Source organism: Paenibacillus sp. MT86 (assembly GCF_058792535.1).
Window position 1 is genome coordinate 1,744,782 of sequence record NZ_CM179499.1, and the last position, 18,209, is coordinate 1,762,990.

12 protein-coding genes and 1 tRNA gene are annotated in these 18,209 nt (G+C 50.8%); 11 read left to right on the plus strand and 2 right to left on the minus strand.

Annotated features, from left to right (window positions below; genetic code table 11):
• The first annotated feature begins 9 nt into the window (after positions 1 to 9).
• Complete coding sequence (locus AC3RCL_RS07480; protein WP_492535081.1) at positions 10 to 2,811, plus strand: DEAD/DEAH box helicase family protein; 2,802 nt, start codon at positions 10 to 12, stop codon at positions 2,809 to 2,811.
• Positions 2,812 to 3,411: 600 nt separating this feature from the next.
• On the opposite strand, the gene AC3RCL_RS07485 is transcribed toward AC3RCL_RS07480, so the two are convergent.
• Positions 3,412 to 3,485 (minus strand) — tRNA-Arg (locus tag AC3RCL_RS07485).
• Between the two features lie 361 nt (positions 3,486 to 3,846).
• Between AC3RCL_RS07485 and AC3RCL_RS07490 the strand changes: the two genes are divergently transcribed.
• From AC3RCL_RS07490 to ispG, 5 genes are all read left to right on the plus strand, one after another.
• Entirely contained in the window at positions 3,847 to 4,689 is an 843-nt protein-coding gene (locus AC3RCL_RS07490; RefSeq protein ID WP_192569334.1) for a hypothetical protein, read from the plus strand.
• Between the two features lie 145 nt (positions 4,690 to 4,834).
• Positions 4,835 to 6,157 (plus strand): trigger factor, encoded by a 1,323-nt coding sequence (gene tig / locus AC3RCL_RS07495; protein ID WP_036662679.1) that lies wholly within the window; start codon positions 4,835 to 4,837, stop codon positions 6,155 to 6,157.
• A gap of 275 nt (positions 6,158 to 6,432) precedes the next feature.
• Positions 6,433 to 7,023, plus strand: coding sequence for an ATP-dependent Clp endopeptidase proteolytic subunit ClpP (gene clpP / locus AC3RCL_RS07500; protein WP_009590407.1), 591 nt, complete (start codon positions 6,433 to 6,435; stop codon positions 7,021 to 7,023).
• Positions 7,024 to 7,037: 14 nt separating this feature from the next.
• Positions 7,038 to 8,303: an ATP-dependent protease ATP-binding subunit ClpX gene (clpX, locus tag AC3RCL_RS07505; RefSeq protein ID WP_009590414.1), complete on the plus strand. Its 1,266-nt coding sequence runs from the start codon at positions 7,038 to 7,040 to the stop codon at positions 8,301 to 8,303.
• 114 nt (positions 8,304 to 8,417) lie between these two features.
• Entirely contained in the window at positions 8,418 to 9,527 is a 1,110-nt protein-coding gene (gene ispG / locus AC3RCL_RS07510) for a flavodoxin-dependent (E)-4-hydroxy-3-methylbut-2-enyl-diphosphate synthase (protein WP_009590416.1), read from the plus strand.
• A gap of 293 nt (positions 9,528 to 9,820) precedes the next feature.
• Here the strand turns inward: ispG and AC3RCL_RS07515 are convergent, their stop codons facing one another.
• A complete protein-coding gene (locus tag AC3RCL_RS07515; protein ID WP_487717185.1) occupies positions 9,821 to 11,014 on the minus strand; it encodes a transposase in 1,194 nt (397 codons plus the stop codon).
• 665 nt (positions 11,015 to 11,679) lie between these two features.
• Here AC3RCL_RS07515 and lonB point away from each other — a divergent pair.
• From lonB to speD, 5 genes are all read left to right on the plus strand, one after another.
• On the plus strand, positions 11,680 to 13,389 hold the full coding sequence (lonB, locus tag AC3RCL_RS07520) for an ATP-dependent protease LonB (protein WP_492536287.1): 1,710 nt from the start codon (positions 11,680 to 11,682) through the stop codon (positions 13,387 to 13,389).
• 84 nt (positions 13,390 to 13,473) lie between these two features.
• Positions 13,474 to 15,810: an endopeptidase La gene (gene lon, locus AC3RCL_RS07525; RefSeq protein WP_492535082.1), complete on the plus strand. Its 2,337-nt coding sequence runs from the start codon at positions 13,474 to 13,476 to the stop codon at positions 15,808 to 15,810.
• Between the two features lie 17 nt (positions 15,811 to 15,827).
• A complete protein-coding gene (gene yihA, locus AC3RCL_RS07530) occupies positions 15,828 to 16,472 on the plus strand; it encodes a ribosome biogenesis GTP-binding protein YihA/YsxC (RefSeq protein ID WP_096775393.1) in 645 nt (214 codons plus the stop codon).
• Between the two features lie 213 nt (positions 16,473 to 16,685).
• Positions 16,686 to 17,276 (plus strand): hypothetical protein, encoded by a 591-nt coding sequence (locus tag AC3RCL_RS07535; RefSeq protein WP_015734002.1) that lies wholly within the window; start codon positions 16,686 to 16,688, stop codon positions 17,274 to 17,276.
• Positions 17,277 to 17,632: 356 nt separating this feature from the next.
• Positions 17,633 to 18,031, plus strand: coding sequence for an adenosylmethionine decarboxylase (gene speD, locus AC3RCL_RS07540; protein WP_006208786.1), 399 nt, complete (start codon positions 17,633 to 17,635; stop codon positions 18,029 to 18,031).
• Positions 18,032 to 18,209 lie beyond the last annotated feature (178 nt).

Sequence of the window (18,209 nt, forward strand, 5' to 3'; positions counted from 1 at the left end):
GAGGAGTCAATGAAGTTTTTTCCGAGCAACCTGTCGTTTCCCTATCCTTGGCGCTCCTATCAGAGGCGCGTGCTCCACGGGCTTGACCATCATCTGAAGAATCGCCAATTGCATCTGGTGGCGCCGCCCGGTTCGGGGAAGACCGTTCTTGGATTGGAGGTCATGCTTCGGATTAATCGGCCGACGATTATATTGGCTCCCACCATCACCATTAAACAGCAATGGGCAAGCCGTCTGGTGGAGCTGTTTCTTGACGAAGATGTCCAGCCGGAGTGGGTCTCGACCTCGCTCAAGCGACCGGCATTGGTAACGATTACGACCTACCAAGCCCTACACAGCCTGATTAGTGCAGCAGGGCAGCCGACTTCTGCGAAGAAGAAGGTCATCGCGGGGATGGTGCAAGCGGACCAAACCGGTGATGAGAATCAGGAGTTTTCGGATACGGGCATGGAAGACGCTGAGGCTGAACCGGCCGGGAGGGACGCTGACCGCGAGGACGATATCACGGACGGCACCGAGGCTCAAGAAGCTCTGGATCTGTTGAAGCAGCAGGGATATCATACGCTTATTTTTGACGAGGCGCATCATCTTCGAATGTCTTGGTGGCAAAGCGCCATGCAGCTGTGCGAAATGCTGGACGAGCCGACCAAGATTGCGCTTACGGCCACTCCGCCATACGATGTCAATCCGAGGGAATGGCAGCGGTATATCGAGCTTTGCGGCCCTATCGACGAGGAGATCAGCGTGCCCGAGCTGGTTCGCCATGGGGAGTTGTGTCCCCATCAGGATTATATCAGCCTGACAAGGCCAACTCATGAAGAGGCCGCTAAACTGCGGGAATTTCGAATGCAGGCACAACAGGTCAAAGACGAGTTGGTCCGAGATGAGTTTTTGGCGGATTTGATCGTACATCACCCCTGGATAACACGGTCCGAGGCGTACATGGAGGACATTTTGTCCTCCCCGGGGTATTACTCCAGCATGGTGCTCTATCTGCGAGCGGCCAATCGGCCGATCTGGAAGGAGGCTGTGAAGCTGCTCGGCATGGAAGAGAAGGAAGCGCCCGACTTTACGGAGGAGTGGCTGCAGGAACTCCTTGGCGGCATGCTGTATAAAGACGCCCATATTGATCGCGGACTGCCGGAGTTAAAGGCGTTGCAGAAGAGGCTCAGCCGATTAGGGATGATTGAACGGCGGAAGGTGTATATGAGATCGACGCCTGCGATTGATAAAATGCTGGTCCAGAGCGTCTCGAAATTGCACAGCATCGGCCGCATTCTTGAATTCGAGCGCTCCATGCTGGGGGAGAGCATGCGGATGGTAATCTTGACCGATTATATCCGCAAGGAGGACCTGCCGAAGGATGCGGATGACGAGAAGCCGCTGAATCGGCTCGGCGTTGTTCCGATTTTTGAGCTGATCCGCAGGCAGCTAGCGGAGAAAAGCTGGTCACGGGGCGATCGCGAGTTGCCCATCGGTATTTTGACAGGCTCCTTTGTGGTGCTCCCGGTGACGGCTATGCCTTTGGCCAGGGCTTGCGCCGATCGACGGGGCCTCCGCTTGTCGGAACGTCCCCTTGCCCATGACTGCCGTTATGTAACGATGGATGTTCGCGATGCAAATCGCTCGGCTATCGTGGCTATTATAACGGAGGTGTTTTCAGAGGGGGGAATTCAGGTGCTGATCGGTACGGCGGCTCTCCTGGGCGAGGGATGGGATGCTCCCGGGATCAATTCCTTGATCATGGCATCGTATGTAGGCTCGTTCATGCTGTCCAACCAGATGCGGGGACGGGCGATTCGGGCCCAACGCGGGAACCCGGATAAGACCGGAGCGATCTGGCATCTGGCATGCGTCGATACCGCCCAAATCGATGGGGGCGAGGATTTGAGCTCGCTTGCGCGCAGATTTCGATCTCTCGTCGGTCTATCGATCTCGCATCAAACCATAGAGTCGGGCATGGAGCGCATGGGACTTGATCTTCGGAAAAACCAAACCGCAGAAAGCATCAGCGCCTATAACCGCGACACATGGGAGCGGGCGAGGCAGCGGCATCTTTTGAAGGAGCGATGGAATTCGGCGATTGCCCTTCACAGCTCCATGACGGAGGAACTGACGGTGGATCGGGAGCGTATTCCTAAGCCTTTGATTTTCTCGCATACGGTAAGGGCCGTGCTTGCTTTTGCCGTTGGTTTGGGGCTGGGCGCCTTCATCGAGACCTTAACGTCGCCGGTTTTGCTTCAATCGGACGCGCCGGCTTGGTTCAGCCTGCTATTCTCGGTCGCCATTGCCTTGATCTTATCCAGTCCTTGGATATTTAAAGCCGTCAAAATGGTAATGCGTCATCAATCGCTGGAGCGGAGCATTCGAGAAGTGGCTCTGGTCGTGTATACGGCGTTATACGATATGGAGCTGGTCGAAACCGAGCCAAGCCTTCACCGGTTGAGAGCGGAGGAGGAAGAAGGAGCCGTCGTGTGTTGGCTGAAAGACGGAACCACCCAGGAGAAGACGCTTTTCCTGAATTCGCTGCAGCAGGTGCTGGACCCGATCGAGAACCCGCGTTATCTTTTGTACCGCGAATCGCGCGGCCGGTTTGCGACCAGGCGGGATTATCATGCCGTACCGGAGGAAATCGGACGTCGAAAAGAGCACGCGGAACGCTTTGCTCGGCTGTGGCGCAAGCATATCGGTCCGGCCGAGCTGGTCTACACCCGTACGCCGGAAGGCAGAAAAATGCTCCTGACCGCGCGAACGCGGGCTTTGTCCTCCATGTTCGTGAAGAAATCGGAGCGGGTTAGTGCTTGGAGGTAGAGGATCCGGAGTGTTCGCGGAATGTGGAGGGAGTCATGGGATGGGGTGTGATGCACCGTGCTGCGCTGCCTTAACGGACCCAGGGGCCGTTAATTGAGGGTAAAACCCTCATACAGGTATGCTAGCGGACCAGAAGTCCGTTATTCATGAAAAATGAGGGTAATTTGACTGTGAATTAGCTAAATAACGGCTGTGGTGTCCGCTAATTTCTAAATCGGGCCGTTTTTGATGAAATAACGAACCTACGGTCCGCCAAAGTCGTGTTAGGGTGTACGTCGTATTGGAATCGGCCATGGCGTTCATATGTAGAATAATGTCGATAGTGCATCAGAAGGGATACGGCCCTTCGGGCCGACTGCGAAGTAATCCTCCCGAAGCGTAGGCTCCGACGAACCCCCTTCTAGGGATTCTCATCCTCACGGGACATAAAAAAACACCGTCATGTGACGGTGTCTTCTTTTACGTCCCAGAAGGGATACGGCCCTTCGGGCCGACTGCGAAGCAATCCTCCCGAAGCGTAGGCTCCGACGAACCCCTTCTAGGGGTTCTCATCCTCACGGGACATAAAAAAACACCGTCATATGACGGTGTCTTCTTTTACGTCCCAGAAGGGATTCGAACCCCTGACCGACGGCTTAGAAGGCCGTTGCTCTATCCAGCTGAGCTACTGGGACATAGAAATTTTTCAAGCAAAAAATATATTATCACATGCACAGGAGAAATTCAATCATTATTTTATGACATAAAGTTTTTCGGATTTGCAAGATTATTCGAGTATCATATCGGGTTATATTGATAAAATATACGCACGAAAAACTGGGGATCGCCGTCTTTATGTTGCCAAGGGCATGATGCACGCAAGCTGTTACGCCCTTTTTTAAACTTGGCAGTACATATGCTATAATCAACGAATACGAAAAACAGGACCAGAAAGGAGGTGTCCTTATCAAGGACTCTTACTCCCAAGAACAAGAGGATAAGAACATCATCCTGTTTCCGAAGACGCTGGATTATTACCAGATTCAGCTTACGGTTATGCTCGAGAACGAACGTTACGGTGAAGCGATGGAAGTGCTGCGTTTTCTGCTGAAGTGCGGGGGACAGAACGAACGGCACTATGAAGAGTGGAACTCGCTCCTCGAATGGCTTGAAGCCGCATTTCCGGAACAGGCCATGCCCCGTTCGGTCGATTTCGATGCTGAGGCTGACGAGGATGATCCGGACGAGTCCGAGATGGCGAGACAGATGGTCAGGGACAAGGTTGCCCAGGATGCCGGATACGCCGACAAGCTGCTGGCTTCGGTCATGACCGGGCCACTGACGGAGCAGACCATTTTGGCGCTGGAACAGCTCGCTTATCTGGACCGTCCGGAGATCGACGCGATTCTGGTCGAATGGCTGCATGATACGCCGCTTCATCCCCTGCTGCAATTCCGGGTGCTGCAAACGCTCCGGAGAAGAGGGATGGAAGGGCACGTAAGCCTTCATCGCGGGCAGGAAGCCGTCGAGATCGAGATCGATACGGTTCCCTTGGATCCGGGAGGCTTCCCGGACGCGATTACGAGGATTTTGGAGCGCGTTGCGGATCAGACCGAGGTTCATGAGCCGACGCTGTTTTATTTTGCCCAGGAATTATGGTCCCAGTTCATCATGGCGATTTACGGCACGGAGGACTACCATTCCATGCTGGACGAAGAAGAAGCCACGCTCGATATATGGGCCGCAGCGCTGCATGACATCGTGTCGGAGAGCCTGAAAGGTTTTCGCAATGAGGAGGAAATCCGCCCGCTTTACGGCATCACGGACACCATGCGGTTCCGCTATGAGGGAGCCTATCGATCTCTCAAGCAATTCGTCGCTGCAGGCGTGGAAGATTAGCCAGAGCTGGAAAACGTTTACGGTATCGCGGCATAAGGGTTCGCCCTTGAAAAAGGATTTAATGTTGTTTATACTATAGTGGTTATTCGGTACGTGATACATTATTGCGTCGACCACGTGAATTATTTTGGAGGGGAAAGCATAAATGAAAGCAACTTGGGAAAAAATAGAGAAGAACCTTGGCGTTCTTGACGTTGAGGTTGATGCGGAGCGCGTTGCATCCGCTCTCGACAAGGCTTTTAATAAAGTAGCTAAAAAAGCAAATGTACCTGGATTCCGTAAAGGTAAAGTGCCTCGGCCGATCTTTGAAGCGCGTTTTGGCGTAGAGAGCCTGTATCAGGATGCAATCGACATCCTTCTTCCGGAAGTATACAGCGAAGCAGTGGAACAAGCGGATATCTTCCCTGTGGATCGTCCGGAAGTGGACATCGAGCAGTTCGCTAAAGGCGAAACTTTCAAGTTCAAAGCTAGGGTAACCGTGAAGCCGGAAGTTAAGCTTGGCGAATACAAGGGCGTCGAAGTTGCTGCAGTAGCTGCAGAAGTTTCCGACGAGGAACTGAACGAAGAGCTTGAGCGTCTGCAACAACGTCATGCTGAGCTTACCGTTATCGACGAAGGTGCTTCCCAGTCCGGCGATATCGTTGTAATCGACTTCGACGGTTCCGTCGACGGCGTTCCTTTCGAAGGTGGACAAGCTGAGCGTTATTCCCTTGAGCTTGGAAGCAACACGTTCATTCCAGGCTTTGAAGACCAAGTCATCGGTATGGCTACAGGAGACTTCAAAGACGTGGAAGTGACCTTCCCTGAAACTTACCATGCTGAAGAATTGGCTAACAAACAAGCCGTCTTCAAAGTGAAAGTGCACGAAATCAAACGCAAACAGCTTCCTGAGCTGGATGATGAATTCGCTAAAGACGTTAGTGAGTTCGATACGCTTGATGAGTACAAGGAAGATCTGAAGAAGCAATTGCTGACTCGCAAAGAGCAAGAAGCCCAAGGCGTTCGTGAGAACGAAGCCGTTGAAAAAGCAGCAGCAAACGCTGAAGTTGAAATTCCGGAAGCCATGATTCAATCCGAAGTTCAAAACATGATGCGCGATTTCGACAACCGTCTTCGCCAGCAAGGCATGAACCTGGAAATGTTCCTAAGCTTCTCCGGCCAAACCAATGCCGATCTGGAAGGCCAAATGAAGGACGATGCTGAAAAACGCGTTCGCAACAACCTCGTGCTGGAGCAAATCGCGAAGGAAGAGAAACTCGAAGTATCCGAAGAAGAAATCAACAAAGAGCTGGAAAACATGGCTGATACGTACAAGCGTTCCGCTGATGAAATCCGCAGCATCCTCGGTGCTAACGGTTCCCTCGACAGCCTTCGTGAAGAACTGCTTCTTCGCAAAACGATCGACTTCTTGCTGGAAAACAGCGTAGAAGGCGCTCCTGTTGAGAAAAAAGAAGCAACTGAAGAATAATAAATAGGCGGCTGCGAAAAGCTGCCCTCACATTAGATAAGGCACGTACATTTCATGCGTGCCTTATTTTTAACTAAGAATAGCCAATTTACTACTAAATGTGACATGAATTGGTTATAAATTTCGACATACATAATGAGACAAGTTGGCAGGATATAATTCTTGGCAAGTTCATAGAATGTAAACAGGGTTAAAAAATGACATCGTGCTTTGAACATGTTAGAATAACTTTTGTAACGCTGTAGTATATTTTTCAAGGAAAAGAGGTTGGTCGCATGAGTCTTGTACCTATGGTTGTTGAACAAACCAGTCGAGGCGAAAGATCTTACGATATCTACTCAAGATTACTGAAGGATCGCATTATATTCCTCAGCAGTGCGATCGATGACGATGTTGCCAATCTTGTTATTGCCCAGCTTCTGTTTCTGGCTGCGGAAGATCCGGAAAAAGACATCTCTTTGTACATCAATTCCCCTGGCGGTTCGGTAACGGCCGGGATGGGTATATATGATACGATGCAGTTGATCAAGCCTGATGTATCCACGATTTGCGTCGGCATGGCCGCCAGCATGGGATCATTGTTGCTTACTGCAGGAGCGCCAGGCAAACGATATGCTCTCGAGAACAGTGAGGTGATGATTCATCAGCCGCTCGGAGGCATTCAAGGTCAGGCATCCGATATCCAAATCCATGCAGATTGGATCATCAAGACCAGACAAAAACTGAATCAAATCTATGTGGAGCGCACGGGTCAGCCCCTTGAAAAAATCGAACGCGATACAGACCGCGACTTTTTCATGAGCGCGGAGGAAGCGAAGGCGTACGGTATTATTGATGATGTTCTGTCTTCACCGACCAAATCTTAAGGGGTGGTAATAGCATGTTTAAATTTAACGATGACAAAGGGCAGCTGAAGTGCTCCTTCTGCGGCAAATCGCAGGAGCAGGTCCGCAAGCTGGTTGCGGGGCCCGGTGTTTATATATGTGACGAGTGCATCGACTTGTGTTCGGAGATCGTAGAGGAAGAGCTCGGACACGAGGAAGAAGTGGATCTGAAGGATATTCCGAAACCGCGTGAAATCCGCGATATCCTGGATCAATACGTAATCGGACAGGATCAAGCGAAGAAATCCCTTTCGGTTGCCGTTTACAATCACTACAAGCGCATCAACACCCAGAGCAAGATCGAGGACGTCGAATTGCAAAAGAGTAATATTTTGCTGCTCGGACCTACAGGTTCCGGTAAAACCTTGCTTGCGCAAACGATGGCCAAAATTTTGAACGTACCGTTTGCTATTGCGGACGCAACCTCGCTGACCGAAGCCGGTTACGTGGGTGAGGATGTTGAGAACATTCTGCTGAAGCTGATTCAAGCTGCGGATTATGACGTGGAAAAAGCAGAACGCGGCATTATCTATATTGATGAGATCGACAAAGTGGCCCGCAAATCGGAGAATCCGTCCATTACGCGTGACGTCTCCGGTGAAGGGGTTCAGCAGGCTCTCCTGAAAATTCTGGAGGGAACCGTTGCTTCCGTGCCGCCGCAAGGTGGACGCAAGCATCCGCATCAGGAATTCATCCAGATCGATACAACGAACATCCTGTTCATTTGCGGCGGTGCGTTTGACGGTTTGGAGCAGTACATCAAACGCCGGATCGGCAAAAAGGTCATCGGCTTCAATGCATCCGGAGAAAGCCAAAAGGATCTTAAGCCAGGTGAATACCTGACGATGGTTCTGCCGGAGGATCTGTTGAAATTCGGATTGATTCCGGAATTCGTCGGCCGTCTGCCGGTCGTGTCCACGCTCGAGCCGCTGGATGAGGCGACATTGGTCCGTATTCTGTCCGAGCCTAAAAACGCGCTGACCAAACAGTACCAAAAGCTGCTTGAGTTTGATAACGTGAACCTCAAGTTTGAGCCGGGCGCACTTGAAGCGATTGCCCGCGAAGCCATTAAGCGCAATACGGGTGCACGCGGACTGCGTTCCATCATCGAAAGCATCATGCTTGACGTGATGTATGAAGTGCCGTCCAGGGATGACATCAAGGATTGCGTCATTACGGAGCAGGTCGTTCGGGATAAAGTGATTCCTGAGCTTCAAACCAAAGCTAACGAAGACGACAAGAAACAAGAAGAAAGCGCCTAATGCGTTATAGCGTTTTAGACGTGGAATAAATCTACGCTGATTCTCCACTTCCAGTTATGCCCAAATGGGCTTTGCTGGAGTGGAGCTTTGGCGTTATATGGGAGAGATCGTACCATGTTTTTGAGACAAGACACACGGCCCGTCAAGGTGGGGAACCTTACCATTGGGGGAAAGAACGAAGTCATTATTCAAAGCATGTGCACCACCAAAACAGCAGACGTGGAGGCAACCGTTGCCGAGATACTGCGCCTGGAGGAAGCGGGATGCCAGATCGTCCGGGTAACGGTAAACAATGAGGAAGCAGCTGCTGCCATCAAAGAAATCAAGAAACGCATTCATATCCCGCTCGTGGCGGATATTCATTTTAACTATAAGCTCGCCCTGATGGCGATCGAGAACGGTATCGATAAAGTCCGGATCAATCCGGGGAACATCGGTAAGCGCGAAAAGGTCGAAGCCGTCGTGAAGGCATGCAAGGAGAAGGGGATTCCGATTCGGATCGGGGTGAATGCCGGTTCCCTGGAGAATCACCTTCTTGAAAAATACGGGTATCCGACACCGGAAGCCATGGTAGAGAGCGCCTTGTATCATATCGGCATCTTGGAAGAACTGGACTTCCACGATATCATCGTTTCGCTTAAAGCGTCTGATGTGCCGATGGCCATTGCGGCGTACACCAAGGCGGCGGAAGTGATTCCGTACCCGCTTCATCTGGGGATTACCGAAGCAGGCACCCTCTTCTCGGGTACCGTGAAGAGCGCGGCCGGTCTTGGGGCGCTGTTGTCCCTAGGCATCGGCAGCACGATGCGTATTTCCTTGAGCGCCGATCCGGTCGAAGAGATCAAGGTTGGCCGGGAGCTTCTAAAATCCTTCGGTCTGATCTCGGATGCGGCAACCTTGGTATCCTGCCCGACTTGCGGACGGCTGGATATCGATTTGTTCTCCATCGCCAATGAGGTGGAGGAGTACATCTCGAAGATTAAAGTGCCGATTAAGGTTTCCGTATTGGGCTGCGCCGTGAACGGTCCCGGTGAGGCCAGAGAAGCCGACATCGGTATTGCCGGCGCTCGTGGGGAAGGTTTGCTCTTCCGTTACGGAGAGATGATCCGCAAAGTTCCGGAAGCCACCATGGTGGAAGAACTTAAGAAAGAAATCGATCATATCGTGAAGGTGTATGAGGAAACCGGCGAAATCCCGGGGCGCAAGCACAAATCCACGGTCTGAGCTTGATAACTAAGTTATTGTAACAACCACTTATATTGAAACGGCAGTCTCTGGCTAATTGAGACTGCCGTTTTGTTTGTTTTTAGGAAACAAAAGCTCCAAGGACGTCCAAAGTCTGTTTCTTACATTTTTGTTTGAATGTATTTTTAAGGAATAAGGTATAACAATGTCAAACGAGCATTTTGCATAATTCCGTTTTTGTGTAACAGACAGCAGAAATCAATAGCCCCAGACTACTAAGTGACTCGATTCTAAAAATGGGCAGACCAGCAGAATTTCATCAGTTTCAATTTTTAAGCTGCCGTTTGTTGTTTTCTAGAAACAATGGAAAGAGCGGATACGAGCAGCACGATGGCATTCAAATACTGGTGAGTCGTTACTTTCTGGATGCCCCAGACATGCATGCCATCAGCCGAAAGATAGGTTTTCATTCTGGAGTTGCATCGTTCCACACTTGTACGCTTGTTGTAAAGCTCCTTCCAGCGTTTTGTATCTCGATGAGGGCTGCAGTATCGCCGAAGATCGTCCTTCGCATCCACCTTGACGACCATACCATAGTTGGAAGTCGAGCAAGCCGCCATGCCTAATGGGCAGTCGACTTTGCCCGTGGCATGAGGACAACGGAACTTCAAGTAATCGCCGTCAGCACCCCAGTAAGTCATGGCGAACCCCATCGAGCAACATGGCGTTCCGGTTGCTGTCATCCCGGCAGGAGGTTCTTTCTCTCCTCGGGGGTTCAGAGGGATGATGGCTTGCGCTTTCACGTTTCGAGCGGCTTCGTAAACTTTCATTTGATCGTAGCCCGCATCGAGCATAAAGAATTTCGCGCTCGTTTTGGCAGCTACCTTCGCAATCAGACCAGGTGCCATTTCTCCGTCATTGACATGTGCGGGCGTGACTTCTAGTGCTAGCGGAAGTTCGCTTTTCGTGTCAACAGCTAGGTGGAGTTTGTATCCGAACCAAGTGACTTTGTGGCCGAATGAATCGAACTTTGCGCCCCAGTTGGCATCGCCGGTCTGCTCACTTTTGCGCTTGGGTTGCTTCTTCTCATAAGCATGGATGGCGGCGCTGTCGATCGCAATGTGGCTGCCGTCGATGATGCCCTCTTGCTGACAGAGGTTGACCAGATTCTCGAATAGCTGCTGTGCCAATTTTTTCTTTGTCAGTTCGGCGAAGACCCGGCTTAGCGTAGAAATAGACGGTGCTTTGCGATCTAATGAAAGTCCACACTGATAGCGAAATCGAAGATCTGTTTCCAATCGATGATGCAAGCCAGTAAACGTTTGAATATGCTCAAGCGGCGCAGCCAAAAGTGCACGAAGAATTCCTTCTCTACAGTGCCCGTCAGCGCCACGGGGTGAACGACTTCTCAATTGCTTGGCATAAGGGCGAAGATCCAAGACGCTAAAAAAAATGGGCAATCGATCTTTTGATTGCATTTTTAACAGATCCTCAAAGGAAAATAGACTTTCTTGGAGAATATACAAGTGACTTCACTTCCTCTCGGAGTTTTTGGGTTTGGTCACTTGAAAACTTCTCCAAATTGGGGTGAAGTCCCTTTTTTATGTTTGAAAATCCTTGTGTATCAAGGGCTCAGATTAATGCAAAATGCTCAAACAAAAGAGCGGTCTACTTATTAGTACAAAGTTGCAAAGAGGCGTTCTGTTGTCCCGAGTATATTGGCTCTTTATTGAGCTTCTGATAAATGAAGCTCAGCTCTTCCCTCTCCCCACCCCCCACGATGAAGAAGGATGCCATGCGCCGCACCAGCGGAGCGGACGAATCGATTCCGGAGAAGCGAAGCGGTCGGCTGAAAGTTTACCGCAGGAAAACTCGCATCGGAAGGATAAGCTGTTGCCGAGTTTCTACATTACTATCCTCATTCATGAAATTCGGAAACAACAGCGATCGGAGGAACGATACGTACGCGGAGCGTCTCATTGGAGCGTCTCACCTAAGCGTCTCCATCCACTTTTTGATACTTTTACGGCTTCGTCAAAACAACCTGATTCAATCATCCCCTCTTTTACAATTTGTTCCGCCTCCTGCGTTTTACCATCCGAGGAATCGGCAATACTACCATGTATTAACGTTTGGATGAAGACATAATGGAGTACAGGAGGAATGACTTGTGAATTTAAGTATCGTGATTATGCTGGTGCAGCTGTTTTTTGCAGTCATCATCGGCATTTATTTTTGGAATTTATTGCGTGGACAGAAGACAAGCAAAACAGCGGTGGACCGGGAATCGCGCAAGGAGCTGGATAAACTCCGCAAACTCCGGTCGGTATCGTTAACGAAACCGCTCGCCGAGAAAACAAGGCCGCAAACTATGGATGACATTGTGGGGCAAAAGGACGGCTTGCGCGCCTTAAAAGCCGCGCTATGCAGCGCGAATCCTCAGCATGTCATCGTATACGGCCCTCCGGGGGTTGGTAAGACCGCTGCTGCCCGCGTGGTGATGGAGGAAGCCAAGAAGAACCCGCAATCGCCGTTTAAATACGACGCGAAATTCACGGAGATCGACGCAACGACGGCTCGTTTCGATGAACGTGGAATTGCCGATCCGCTCATCGGTTCTGTTCATGATCCGATTTACCAAGGCGCTGGTGCCATGGGGGTGGCAGGCATCCCTCAGCCGAAGCCGGGCGCGGTGACCAAGGCCCATGGGGGAATCCTGTTTATTGACGAAATTGGGGAATTGCATCCCATCCAGATGAATAAGCTTTTAAAAGTGCTGGAGGACCGCAAGGTGCTGCTGGAAAGCGCATATTATAATTCAGAGGATGCCAATACGCCCGCTTATATTCACGATATTTTTCAAAACGGGCTTCCGGCGGACTTCCGTCTGGTAGGTGCTACGACACGTTCGCCGGAAGAGATTGCTCCTGCACTTCGTTCGCGCTGCATGGAGATTTTTTTCCGTCCGCTTCTGCCTGAAGAGATCGGCAAGATTGCGGAGGATGCCATTCAGAAGATTGGCCTGAACGCTCCGCCGGAAGCGGTAGAAGTCGTGAAGCAGTACTGCTCCAACGGCCGGGAAGCGGTCAATATGATTCAATTGGCGGCCGGCCTGGCATTGACGGAGAAGCGGGATGCCCTGCGCGCGGCGGATGTGGAATGGGTGGCCAGCAGCAGCCAGCTGCAGCCAAGGCCCGACCGGAAAATACCGGAGAAGCCGCAGATTGGGGTAGTTAACGGATTGGCCGTATATGGCCCGAATATGGGGGCTCTGCTAGAAATTGAAGTATCTGCGGTTCCTGTCGAGGAGGGCCGGGGTACCTACAATATCACCGGGGTAGTGGATGAAGAGGAATTTGGCGGAGGCTCGCGCAAGCTGCGCCGCAAGAGCATGGCCAAAGGCTCGATCGAGAATGTGCTGACCGTGCTGGGCTCGATGGGCTTTACGCCCAAAAACTATGACCTGCATATCAATTTTCCCGGAGGAACGCCGATCGACGGCCCTTCCGCCGGCATTGCGATGGCCACGGCCATCGTGTCGGCCATCAAAGGGCTTGAAGTCGATAACAAGGTAGCGATGACCGGCGAGATAAGCATCCATGGAAAAGTGAAGCCGATTGGCGGAGTCATCGCCAAGGTGGAGGCGGCATTCCAGGCAGGCGCGACCCGCGTGATCATCCCCAAGGACAATTGGCAGACCTTGTTCCAGGATTTGAGCGGGGGCTTGCGGGTGATTCCGGTAGAATCGGTGGATGAAGTTTTCGGGCATATCTTTGGCGGTACGTTCGCTCCGGAGGTGATACAGCTTCCCGGAAACGAGGTATTTCCATCCTCTTCCGCTTCATTGCTGCAGGCCACGCCTCCGCGCAACGGAAAAATAACGGATGCCGGAGGATGTTAAGCCTCGTATAGTTGGTTTTTTATACGCAGATTTGATAAAATAGGAATAGTGTCAACATTGAGAGCCATTGGAGGTGCGAAAGCGATGGGACCAAGTAAATCCAAAGGTCGTCGTTTTCCTTTACTGCCTTTAAGAGGTCTTCTGGTTTATCCAAGCATGGTGCTTCACTTGGACGTAGGCCGGGAGAAATCGGTAAGGGCTTTAGAAAAGGCGATGGTTGAAGACAATTTGATTCTCCTATGTTCTCAATCGGAAGTGAACATTGAAGAACCGACGCAGGATGATATTTTTCGGATTGGCACAGTTGCGAACGTACGCCAGATGCTTAAGCTTCCAAACGGTACCATACGTGTGCTAGTGGAGGGTATGGAACGGGCGGAAGTTATTGAATATACGGATCAAGAGGAATACTACGAGGTCATCGCTCGGGAGCTTCCCGAAGAGGAGAACCATGATCCTGAAGTCTCCGCATTAATGCGAACCGTACTGTCTCAGTTTGAGAATTATATCAATCTGTCGAAGAAAGTGACGCCTGAGACACTGGCAGCCGTTTCCGATATCGATGAGCCAGGACGGCTGGCGGACGTCATTACGAGTCATTTGTCGCTGAAGATCAAGGATAAGCAAGAAATTCTCGAAACAATCGACGTTCGCAAACGGCTCGAGAAACTTCTAGATATACTGAATAACGAGCGCGAAGTGCTGGAGCTGGAGCGCAAGATCAACCAGCGGGTCAAGAAGCAAATGGAGAAGACCCAGAAGGAATACTATTTGCGCGAACAGATGAAGGCCATCCAGAAAGAGCTTGGCGACAAGGAAGGCCGTGCCGGGGAAGTAGAGGAACTCCGAAGTCAGCTTCAGGAGCTTGAACTGCCGGAACGCGTCCAGGAGAAGGTAGAGAAGGAAATCGACCGACTCGAGAAAATGCCGGCGAGCTCTGCGGAAGGCGGCGTTATCCGGAACTATGTGGATTGGCTGCTGGCGCTGCCGTGGACGAACAAAACCGAGGATGATCTGGACATCGTCAAAGCGGAGCAAGTGCTGGACGAGGATCATTACGGTCTCGAGAAGCCGAAAGAACGCGTTCTGGAATATTTGGCGGTCCAGAAGCTGGTGAAGAAGATGAAGGGGCCTATTTTGTGCCTGGTCGGCCCTCCGGGCGTCGGTAAAACATCGCTTGCCCGGTCCATCGCCCGATCCCTGGAGCGCAAGTTCGTTCGCGTCTCGTTAGGCGGGGTAAGGGACGAGGCGGAAATTCGCGGTCACCGGCGCACTTATGTCGGAGCTATGCCGGGCCGCATTATTCAAGGCATGAAAACAGCGGGTTCGATGAATCCCGTGTTCCTGCTGGATGAAATCGACAAGATGGCATCCGATTTCCGCGGGGACCCGTCTTCCGCATTGCTTGAAGTGCTCGATCCAGAGCAGAACAATACGTTCAGCGATCATTTCGTGGAAATTCCTTTTGACCTGTCCAACGTTATGTTTGTCACGACGGCGAACGTGCTTCATAACATTCCAAGACCGCTCCTGGACCGGATGGAAGTGCTGAACATTCCGGGGTATACGGAGCTGGAGAAGCTCCAAATCGCCAACCGTTACTTGCTGCCCAAGCAGAAGAGCGAGCATGGGCTTGAGCCTGAGCAGCTGATTCTGGACGAGGAAGCGCTGATGAAGGTGATCCGGGAATATACCCGCGAATCCGGCGTGCGGAATCTAGAGCAGCAAGTGGCGGCGCTGTGCCGCAAAGCCGCCAAGCAGATCGTGACCCAGCAATCGGAATCCATCGAGATCAAGGCTGCCGATATCAAGGATTATCTCGGCATTCCGAAGTTTCGTTATGGCATGGCCGAGCTTGAAGATCAAGTAGGTACGGTCACGGGGCTCGCATGGACGGAAGTGGGCGGCGAAACGCTGACCATTGAGGTAACCGTGGTGCCTGGTACCGGCAAGCTGACGCTGACGGGCAAGCTTGGTGACGTGATGAAGGAATCGGCTCAAGCCGCCTTCAGTTTTACCCGCTCGAAAGCGGTAGAGCTGGGCATTGATCCGGATTTCCATGAGAAGCTTGATGTCCATATCCATATCCCGGAGGGAGCCATACCGAAGGATGGCCCTTCAGCCGGCATTACGATTGCGACGGCTCTTATCTCATCTTTAACCAAACGGCATGTAGCCCGTGACGTGGCCATGACGGGTGAAATTACACTTCGGGGACGCGTACTGCCGATTGGCGGCTTGAAAGAGAAGTCGCTGGCAGCCCACCGTGCCGGGTACAAAAAAATATTGCTCCCTAAGGATAACGAACGCGACCTGCGTGATATTCCTGACAGCGTAAAGAACGACGTGGAGTTCGTTCCGGTATCCCATATGGATCAGGTTCTGGAGCATGCGCTCGTTGAACAAGCGGGAGTGCACTAGAGAGGAAAGTCTACATTATGAAAGTTACGAAAGCCGAGTTTGTCATCAGCGCTGTCGTACCTGCCCAATATCCTGAAGACGCCTTGCCGGAGATTGCTCTGGCAGGGCGTTCCAATGTGGGCAAGTCATCGCTGATTAACCGTATGATATCCCGTAAGAACCTGGCTCGTACAAGCGCCACGCCGGGGAAGACACAGCAGCTCAACTATTATCGGGTGAACGACGACCTGTATCTGGTCGATTTTCCCGGCTATGGTTATGCGAAGGTATCCAAGACCCAGCGTGCGGCATTTGGCGAAATGATTGAAAGATATTTGCTCAGCCGGGAAGAACTGAAGCTTGTATTATTGATTGTGGACATGCGTCACCCGCCTTCAAAAGACGATATCAGCATGTATGAATGGCTGCAGCATTACAACCGGCCGGTGTGCGTAGTCGCGACCAAGGCGGATAAAATTCCGAAAACGCGCCGCCAGAAGCATGTGAAGATCGTGAAGGAAACGCTCGGTTTCAAGCCCTATCATTCCTTTGTCATGTTTTCATCCGAGCTGGGTTTGGGTAAAGATGAGTTATGGGCCATTATGGAGTCCCATATGGGAACGAAGGATCATGAGGAAGAGCCGCACCCGGGTTCGGAGAATGACAGCAACGAGCATGTCTGATCCGGATGGGTTTGTGATGTTTTTTCAAGGGTGCTATAGGGAATCGGTGCATTCTTTACAGGAAAGTGAGCATCTTGCGGGAAATATCGCTCTGATTCCGGCTAATTCCGTTTTTTTATGAAATATGATGGATATTCTCATTCGAACGGCAGGAAAGACCGCTTGGATCTGCTGTATAATGGTAGTAAGTTAAAAGAATTGAGGGAGATTTTTATGGCTCAGCGGTTAGCCACAGAATATGTTAATGCCACAATGCAAATGACGGATATTCAAATGGATCAATTTCTGCAATATACCCAAGCTTTCCGGGTCACTAACCGGGTAAAAGTCATGGATAGCGGAGAGCAGGAGTTCGTGCTCGAAGATGAAAGCGGGGAAGAAGTTCATTTGCCCTTTGAACGCAAGAATGGCTTGTACGTCTGTGAGCTGTCATGCCGATTGGTTACTCCCCATCTGACGAATGCCGTACGCAAACTGTTTGCGGCTTTTAAGGGATCAGGTAAAGTGAATCGGATTTATCGCGGCTTTACGATGAGCTACGACTACCATGCGGGAACGGTGCATCGAATTACGCAAGTCGCCGGGAACGACAGCATTGTCATTTATGAGTACAAGAATACGGCAGGCGAGCTGCAGCGTCTCTTTAACAGCAATGAAGCAGAGAAAGAGATCGAATCCATCCAGCATCATATCAACGTGCTTCTGGACCAGCGGATTGCAGCAGGGAATGATAAACTGATTACGAAGACGATAGACGAAAGGCTGCGACGGTTTAATCAGCGCCTGTTCGTGCTTGAAGCTTAGGGAGGGCTGCCCCGCAAGGGGCGGCTTTTTTTATGTGTATTTATCGTTAAAAATTCGGTTTCATGCATGTTTATGTAACATAGAGCGGGTGATATTTATTTCATGGGCCGGAGACACCATGTGGTTCAAATGCACATATATTGAGCTGTAAAATATTTATGGGTTATTTTCGAAAAAGGTGTTGCATTTAAGCGTCATAGATGTTATTTTTAATCTCGTTGAAAAGAAAATAGGAACCAGGATTCACTCAGGACATGTAATGTTGCGAGAGATTATTCCCTCGGGAAGTGAATGACGTAGGTCCTAGCGGATGAAATTTTCAAACATTTTATTCCTAGGAAGGGGGAAACCGGAAGATGGAATACTCAACTTTCGGAAGACACGTTGCTGTTGATACTTGGGGAGTCGATTTTGAACTACTGAACAGTGCAGAATTTTTACAAGCTCAGATGGTGGAAGCCGCTGAAGCATGTGGAGCAACGGTATTGTCCGTCCAATCCAAGCAGTTTGAACCACAAGGTGCGACTGTGCTGGTGTTGCTGTCGGAAAGCCATCTCTCGATTCACACATACCCTGAGAGAGGTTTTGCTGCGATTGACTGTTATACCTGCGGGGAGACAGTAGATCCGCAGTTGGCTATTGACTATCTGGTATCCGCTTTGAAACCTGAAAAATGCTATGCTAAGAAACTCGTGCGCGGACTCGGCGAAATGACCGTGGAAACGCCTGAGATGAAACAGGCTGAGCTCGTTTAATCCAGCCCTTAAAAAAAACGCGTATTCTGATAACCATGGATATTTCCATGGTTATTTATTTTGTGAAGACGGGAAAGTTTCATGAAGATTCCATGCCGTCGTTCTCTGAAATGAGATTTCGTAGAAAATAATACGTATATCTAGGGTGTTCTATATCCACAATAGTAAGGTGCGATCT